The 5910-nt window shown below is 64.3% G+C and carries 6 protein-coding genes; 1 reads left to right on the plus strand and 5 read right to left on the minus strand.

Going from position 1 to position 5910, the window contains the following annotated elements; all coding sequences use genetic code 11:
* The 5 genes from WCB02_RS37915 to WCB02_RS37935 form a co-directional block, all read right to left on the minus strand.
* On the minus strand, positions 1–1069 hold a 1069-nt coding region (locus tag WCB02_RS37915; RefSeq protein WP_423967155.1), incomplete at its 3' end, for a HAMP domain-containing protein.
* A gap of 210 nt (positions 1070–1279) precedes the next feature.
* The gene (locus WCB02_RS37920) at positions 1280–1513 is read right to left on the minus strand and encodes a DUF6894 family protein (RefSeq protein ID WP_423967158.1); all 234 of its coding nucleotides are present in this window, start codon (positions 1511–1513) and stop codon (positions 1280–1282) included.
* A 170-nt stretch (positions 1514–1683) separates the two neighbouring features.
* Positions 1684–2280, minus strand: coding sequence for a hypothetical protein (locus WCB02_RS37925; RefSeq protein ID WP_423967160.1), 597 nt, complete (start codon positions 2278–2280; stop codon positions 1684–1686).
* A gap of 110 nt (positions 2281–2390) precedes the next feature.
* Complete coding sequence (locus WCB02_RS37930; protein WP_423967162.1) at positions 2391–3377, minus strand: MDR family oxidoreductase; 987 nt, start codon at positions 3375–3377, stop codon at positions 2391–2393.
* A gap of 53 nt (positions 3378–3430) precedes the next feature.
* Positions 3431–4702 (minus strand): MFS transporter, encoded by a 1272-nt coding sequence (locus tag WCB02_RS37935; RefSeq protein ID WP_423967164.1) that lies wholly within the window; start codon positions 4700–4702, stop codon positions 3431–3433.
* A 371-nt stretch (positions 4703–5073) separates the two neighbouring features.
* Between WCB02_RS37935 and nadA the strand changes: the two genes are divergently transcribed.
* Positions 5074–5910: quinolinate synthase NadA (gene nadA, locus WCB02_RS37940; protein WP_423967168.1), on the plus strand; the 837-nt coding region annotated here is incomplete at its 3' end.

Raw genomic sequence — 5910 nt, forward strand, 5'->3', positions numbered from 1 at the left:
TCTCCTCGGTCGCGGACGCCACCGACTGCACGTTGGACGAGGCTTCTTCCGACGCGGTGGCGACCGTGGTCGTGTTCTGCTGGGCGCGCTCCGCCGTCGCCGTCAGCGTGCGGGCCGAAGCTTCGAGTTCGTCCGAGGCGGAGAAAACGGTCTCCACGATCTGGCCGACCGCCGCTTCGAAACTGTCGGCGAGTTCGTGCATCTCCGCCTTGCGCTGCCGCACTTGCCTCTGATCGTGCTCCACCTGCTCGGTCCGCAACTGCTCCGCCTCGATGAGCTTTTCCTTCAGCGATTGGATCGCAAGCGCGACCTGCCCGATCTCGTCGCCCCGCTCCAGACCGGTGACCGGCACGCCGGTGTTGCCGCCTGCAAGCTCGGTGAGCGCGCGGACGCCGTTGGAGAGCGGCCTGGAAATGCTGCCTTGCACGACGACGAGAAAGACCACCGCGCCGACAGCCGTTGCCGCGCCCAGCAGCAGGATCGTGATCCAGGTGGTCCGATGCGCATCCTCTTTGGCCTGGCTCGCCGTGGCGCCCGCCAGCGCCAGCAGGCGCTCCTTTGCCTTGCCCAGCAATTCGGTGGGAGCGCGATCGATGCCGGCGACGGCCTTGTCGCCGATGCTGCTCTCGAAGTCGTGGTCCTTGAACTGCTGCAATCCGCGTCGATAGGCCTCGCCCATCGTCTTGTGAGCGGTCAGGAACTGCGCGACCAATTGGGCGGCTTCCGGATCGGCGATGCGCCGGCTCAACCGCTCCGCGACATCGCGGACCTCATTCTCGCGCTGCTGAAAGGCGCCCCAATGCTTGTCCAGCGCCTCGGGCTTTTTCCCCCTCAATAGCGTGTCTTTCCATTCCTGCACCTGCTTCTTGAAATTGATCTCGACCGCTTCGACATCGATGGCGTCGGACTGCCGGGACATCACATCCTCATCGAACACCCGAAGGCCGTCCGAGAATTGCCAGAAGCCGAAGGCCGCCGCGGCGATCACCAGGGACGTGCAGACTGCGAACAGGAGCAGGATCCGTCCTCGCACCATGAATCGGAGGCCGCTTTTCGGCTGGTGGTCCATCGAACTCTCCCCGGGAAGCAGGCGGCGAGCGAAAGCTGCCGCGTCAACGCGCCTCCAGCCATAGGCTCGAGTGACCAATCTTTGCTAAACACCGCAGGCCGTAGGATTACGGGGAATGGGGATCGAACCCATTGAAACGACGGCAACTTTCGATTGGCCGCATCGTATCGAACAACCACTGGCCAGAGGCGGCCTTGCATGCAAGGTCGGCTATCCAAGGGACTCCGCCACCAGACGAATCCGGAATACCGGGGTCTTGGCTTCGTCCAGCAGTTCCATCTGCCATTCGGCGCCCTGCTCGAGAGAGCGGGAAATGCCGCCGACCAGATTGGAGCAGACCGCCGTCATTTCGGCCCAGGCAGCCTGACGGTTTTCGCATTCATACGGCTGATCGGACAGACCGGAATAGCGACCGCGGCTGACCCGGAAGAAGTAGAGCGACATGTCTTAACCCATACGTTGGGCCCGTCCCCTGGGCCCAAATCTGGGGCCGGACTCGCTACCGTCGCATGAAAGTATCCGCCCGTGCGACTACGGCGCCGTGACAGCACATCGCCGCAGGCAATCTTTCGATCGATGCGAGATCGTGAACCGGTGCGCCGACCGGCGCCGGATTACTCGGTCGAACGCCGCAGTTCCGGCGCGGCTTCCGTCTGCGCCGGCTCGGACTTCGCTTCCGGCTTCGCCGGTTCGATCTTTCCGCTCTCGACCCGCGGCGTCTCGACGCGCGCGGCGATCTCGTGAGACGCATCGATCGATCCGGTCCGCTCCACCGTGTGCAGCGAATGCGGGTGGGCCACCGCGCGCGCCATCAGCATCTGCGCGCCGCCCTGGTTGTTGAAGTCGCAATAGGCGAAGCTCATGCCGGAGACGGAGCCGCGGAAGCTGCGTTCGTCCTTCTTCTCGAGATTGAAGCAGGGTTCGAACGGCAGGCCGCGGAGCGATGCGCAAACCGCCTCGCCGCGAATCTGCAGCGTATTGCCGGGCAGCCGAAGGTGGCGGATCGGTCCGGAGCCGGAGAACTGCACCGCGCCAGCCGCGCCCATATCGTCGAGGATCCGGCCCGCGCCGCGGGTGCCGTCGAAGCAGGTAAAGGTGAAGATCTTGCCGGCGACGAATTTGCGCGCCTCATCCGCCTTCATCATGCCGGCAAACGCTGGCAAGATCATGGCCCCAGCGGTGACGGTACCCAGTACGAAACGCGCAAGCATGCTGTAACTCCGAATTCCTGGCAGCGGGCGACGCCTGATCCTTTACCTACTGCTTACCATACCAACCGTGGCAACATTGGAGCAGCTTGGTTGGTAAAGTCTGAACGGCACTAGGAAATTTTTACCACGACGCGACCACGAACCTGGCCCGCAAGGATCTGCGGCGCTCTGCCGATGACCTGGTCTAGGCCAATTTCGCTAGTAATTTCAATAAGTTTTGTCAGATCCAAGTCGCTGGCAAGCCGATCCCAGGCAATTTTGCGGGCCGCACGCGGGCACATCACCGAATCGATGCCGAGAAGGCACACCGCGCGCAAAATGAATGGTGCAACCGAGGATGGCAGATCCATCCCCGCGGCCAGACCGCAGGCCGAGATCGCGCCGCCGTATTTCGTCATCGACAGCAGGTTGGCAAGCGTGGTCGAGCCGACACTGTCGACCCCACCCGCCCAGCGCTCCTTGGCCAGCGGCTTGGCGGGCGCGGACAGCTCGTTGCGGTCGATCACCTCGGCGGCCCCGAGCTTCTTCAGGTAGTCGGCCTCCGCCATCCGGCCGGTCGAGGCGATGACGCGATAGCCGAGTTTCGACAGCACCGCGGTCGCGACCGAGCCGACGCCACCGGCCGCGCCGGTGACCACGATCGGCCCGCTATCCGGCAACAGCCCGTGTTTTTCCAGCGCCATGACCGCCAGCATCGCTGTGAAGCCGGCAGTGCCGATCGCCATCGCCTCGCGGGTCGAAAGCGCACCCGGCAGCCGCACCAGCCAGTCGCCCTTGACCCGCGCCTTCTCGGCATAGGCGCCAAGATGGGTCTCGCCCATGCCCCAGCCGGTGCAGATCACCTTGTCGCCGGCCTGCCACGCCGGATCGGAGGATTGCGCGACGGTCCCGGCAAAGTCGATGCCGGGAATCATCGGGAAGCGCCGCACCACCGGCGCCTTGCCGGTGAGGGCCAGCCCGTCCTTGTAGTTCAGCGTCGACCATTCCACGTCGACGGTGACGTCGCCTTCCATCAGTTCGGCCTCGTCGAACTGCGTGAGCGCGGCTGTCGTACCCTTGTCCGCCTTCTCGATCCTGATCGCCTTGAACGTCGCCAATGGTCAACTCCCTGAACATGCCTGCAAGGGTTCTATCCAGCGGTTTTATCGCATCAGGCCGGCTGCGCAACGGCCCGCGGCACCGGCTGCTCCACGATCGGCAGGTTGATCAGCGCCGACAGCACGCCGAACAGGATCGAAAGCCACCAGACCGGGGTGTAGGAGCCGAATTTCTCGAACACCACGCCGCCGAGCCAGACGCCGAGAAAGCCGCCAATCTGATGGCTGACGAAGGCAAATCCGTAGAGGGTCGCAAACCAGCGGGTGCCGAACATGATGGCGACCAGCGCCGAGGTCGGCGGGATGGTGGAAAGCCAGGTCAGGCCGGTGGCGGCGCCGAACAGGACGGCGGCGAAGGGGGAGATCGGCAACGAGATGAACAGCGCAATCGTAACCGCGCGCAGGACGTAGATCACCGACAGAATGTAGCGCTTGGGCATCCTGCTCTGCAGCCATCCGACGCCGAGGGAGCCGATGATGTTGAACAGCCCGATGGTGGCGACCACCCAGCCGCCGACATGCGCCGGGATGCCGCGATCGACCAGATAGGCCGGCAGATGCACGGAAATGAAGGCCAGTTGAAAGCCGCAGGTGAAGAAGCCGAGCACCAGCAGCATGTAAGAGCGGTGACCGAAGGCTTCCGCGAGCGCCGTCCTGAACGACTGCTGGTGCGCGGCTGCGGCATGGGCCGAGACATGGTCAGGCACTTGGTCCGCCGCAGACGGCGTCGCGAGCGCGAGCGACAGCGGCACGATCAACAGCATCAGGGCGGCAAATGCCATCAGGGCGGTCTGCCAGCCGAGATTGTCGATCATGGCAACGCCGATCGGCGCGAACAGGAATTGGCCGAATGAGCCGGCAGCGGTCCCGAAACCGAGTGCGAGGCCGCGCCGCTCCGGCGGCAGCAACTTGCTGAACGCCGACAACACCAGGTTGAACGAGCAGCCCGCCAGGCCGAAGCCGACCAGCACGCCGGCGCCGAGGTCGAGCGACAGCGGGCTCGTGGCATAACGCATCAGCAAAAGGCCGCCGGCGTAGAGCAGCGCCCCGACGCACATCACGCGCAGGATGCCGAAGCGGTCGGCGATCGCCCCGGCCAGCGGCTGGCCAAGGCCCCACAACAGATTCTGCACGGCCAGCGCCAGGCCGAACACGTCGCGGCCCCAGGCAAACTCCCGGCTCATGGGCTGGATGAAGAAGCCGAGGCTCGCCCGCGGCCCAAAACTCAGCATCCCGATCGCGCAACCGCAGGCAATGATCATGAGCGGCGTACGCCAGCTCGAACGTCCGGAGGCCGGGAGCACTTCACCCGCGATTGCCGACATGCATGTCCCCCCATCCTGTTCGCGGCCCAGGCGAGAGGCGTCCAAGCCGGCCCCAGCCGTTTAATGCATTCGCATGGAAATCCCAAGCCGGCCGCGGAGAAAAGTCGAATGGGCAATGCAGCATTGCAAATCGGCGCGGTCAGATCCCACAAATTAGCTGCTGAGCCGGTCTGGCAGCCCTTCGAGCGGCATGCTATATTTGATTTGCTCATATTGAGAATAAGTCGCTTCCCAAGACGAGCCGGATTTTCGCAAACTGCGGATGGGTCCGACATGACGGGAAGATCGCCGGCCCTTCGGGCCGGATTTATCAAGGCCTAGATATACTCAAAATGAGTATATAGGTTCGAGGAAAACGAAGGGAGGCTCCCATGCCGATCGCAGCAATCTACGGACGCGACGATTTCAACCGGCCGGCCCCCGCCTCCGCCCAGCCATCCCGCGACCGCCCAGACCGGGCGGCGCCTGCGCGCGTGCTACCGATGCCTGCGCTGCAATGGACCGGCGAGGTCGAACGCGCCACCGCGCATCTCTACGCGCGCGTGAAGAACGTGATCTCCCCGGTCGAGTGGCCGTTCATGGCGCCCTACATCAAGGCGATCAACGAATTGAAGGCCGAGCGCGACGCGGTCATCCTCGCGCATAATTACCAGACGCCGGAGATCTTCCATTGCGTGGCCGACATCGTCGGCGACTCGCTGCAGCTGGCCGTCGAAGCCGCCAGGGTGAAGGCCGGCACCATCGTTCAATGCGGCGTGCACTTCATGGCGGAGACCTCAAAAATCCTGAACCCGCACAAGACGGTGCTGATTCCGGATTCGCGCGCCGGCTGCTCGCTCGCCTCCAGCATCAGCGGCGCCGACGTGCGGCTGTTGCGCGAACGATTTCCGGGCGTGCCGGTGGTGGCCTATGTCAACACCTCGGCCGACGTCAAAGCCGAGGTGGATATCTGCTGCACCTCGTCGAACGCGGTCGCCGTGGTCGAGAGCCTCAATGCGCCGAGCGTGATCTTCCTGCCCGATCAGTACCTCGCGAATTATGTGGCGTCGCAGACCGATGTGAAGATCATCGCGTGGAAGGGCGCCTGCGAGGTGCATGAGCGCTTCACCGGCGAGGAGCTGCGCAGCCTTCGCGAGGCCGATCCCTCGGTGCAGATCATCGCGCACCCGGAATGCCCGCCGGACGTGCTGGCGGAGGCCGACTTCACC

Origin of the sequence: Bradyrhizobium sp., assembly GCF_049581145.1 — a bacterium.
Classification (GTDB): Bacteria; Pseudomonadota; Alphaproteobacteria; order Rhizobiales; family Xanthobacteraceae; genus Bradyrhizobium.